At 44.9% G+C, this 1,770-nt stretch carries 2 protein-coding genes; both read right to left on the bottom strand.

The window, feature by feature from the left end; translation table 11 throughout:
* Nucleotides 1-179: 179 nt before the first annotated feature.
* On the bottom strand, nt 180-710 hold the full coding sequence (locus A3735_RS15920; protein WP_068512062.1) for a response regulator transcription factor: 531 nt from the start codon (nt 708-710) through the stop codon (nt 180-182).
* Nucleotides 707-1,770 (bottom strand): ATP-binding protein (locus tag A3735_RS15915; RefSeq protein ID WP_068638264.1); only part of this gene is annotated, 1,064 nt, incomplete at its 5' end. The genes A3735_RS15920 and A3735_RS15915, both read right to left, overlap by 4 nt.

Here is a 1,770-nt window from a genome sequence, read left to right as displayed (position 1 = left end):
CTAAATGCGAGGGTCTTAACTGCTTTCATCTATGCACTCCTTGATGCGCAAAATCATTAATTGCGTGAAATTTTACGCTGAAGTAAGGGTGCAAAGGAGTGACAAATTGTCGCACCTACTTTGGGGTATAGTTTGGGTTTAGTTCAAGTTCAGATATGTTTTGGCTTTATGTTAATGACTTATTTTGATGAAGGGCGTTTCTGTAGCTTGCGTTGCAAAGTCCGTCGATGCATTCCCAGAGCATTAGCTGTTGCAGAGATATTGCCATCATGCTCATTAAGCACGCGTTGGATATGTTCCCACTCCAGGCGTCCCACTGATGGCGGGCTAGTATCTAGGGGAATATCTGGGTTTGCGTCCTCTTCCTGTAGGGCTTTGATAATGACATCGGTGGTCACAGGTTTGCATAGGTAATTCACTGAACCCAGCTTCATCGCTTCAACCGTTGTGCTAATGCTGGAATAACCTGTCAGAATCAGTGCCTTGGTTTGAGGTGAGTGTTCTTTTAGAATCGCCAGAAACTGCAAACCACTTTCCTGATCGATCTTTAGGTCAACCACAGCAAAATTTATGCTCGTATCCGTTAATATGCCTTTGGCTTCTTCAATACTGTTTGCGGCGAAGCTATTGTAGCCTCGTCGTTTAAATGACCGGGCAAGTGTCGTAGAAAAGGTTTGGTCGTCATCTAGGATAAGGATACTCTTAGTCATTTTATTTTCTGCTCTTCGGCTGGGTGTGAGCTTACAAGTGACAGGGAAATATGAATGCGAGTGCCCGACTTATCTGCTCTTTCAACGCTTATTTTTCCATGATGTCTATTAATCGTGGCATGAGATAAAAATAAACCAATGCCCATACCATGCTCTTTGTCAGACTCTAATGGTTGCTCAGCGGCACTAAGAATACGGGAAACTTTGTTTTCATCACTGTTGCCATAATCACTGATGGTGAGTCTGAGCTTGTCCGGTTCAACATCTGCCTCGAAGCAGACTCTTTCGGGCGAAGCATCGGCAGCATTATTCAGGATATTCAGAATGGCCATCCTTAAAGATGGATCTGAGGAAATATTTGGCGATGGTGACTCGTCGAATTGTGTGCTGTTCCAGTTTTTCTCAAGCCTGACGCTAGGCCGTAAGAGTCTAAATTCATTCACTAGCTGGGTGAGAAAGTAGTGGACAGATTCATCTTGCTGACTGAGGCGAGCCTGGTGCCGAAGGTCATCTAACACGTTTTTACATATCGCTATTTGAGACGCCAGGAGTGTAAGGTCTTCGTCGAAATCCTGGGTCAGGCTATCTGCTTGAAGGTCGTCAACGAGCACGGCCATCGTCGATAGTGGTGTACTGATATGATGAGCAGCAGACGCGGCTTGTGTTGCAATACCCAATAATTGCTCGTCGCGCAGTAACTGTTCTCTTTGTTCGTTGATCTTATGTTGTCGAGACTTTAACTCTTGTCTCATTCTAATGAGGAAGAAGCAGATTAAGGCCGCGCTCACTGCAAAATTGAACCACATGCCAATGAGATGAAGGGAAAAGGCAGTTTGGCTTGCATCAATTTGGTGGTGCATATGATGGGCATGCTCATTCGCAACAGAAGTCTCTGATACCGAAAGGTCGACTAAGTATAAAGAGCCATAGCAACTTACGGTGAGTAAGGCCATAAACCAGGTGAAATTACTATTTAAGGTTGCTGCACTAATGGTTAACGGGAAGAGTAAAAGTGACACAAAAGGGTTGGCGGAGCCGCCGGTTACATGAAACAGAAGGC

It is taken from the genome of Oleiphilus sp. HI0061 (genome assembly GCF_001635675.1).
Note: the sequence above shows the minus strand (reverse complement) of the source record. Positions and strands in the feature narration are given on the sequence as shown.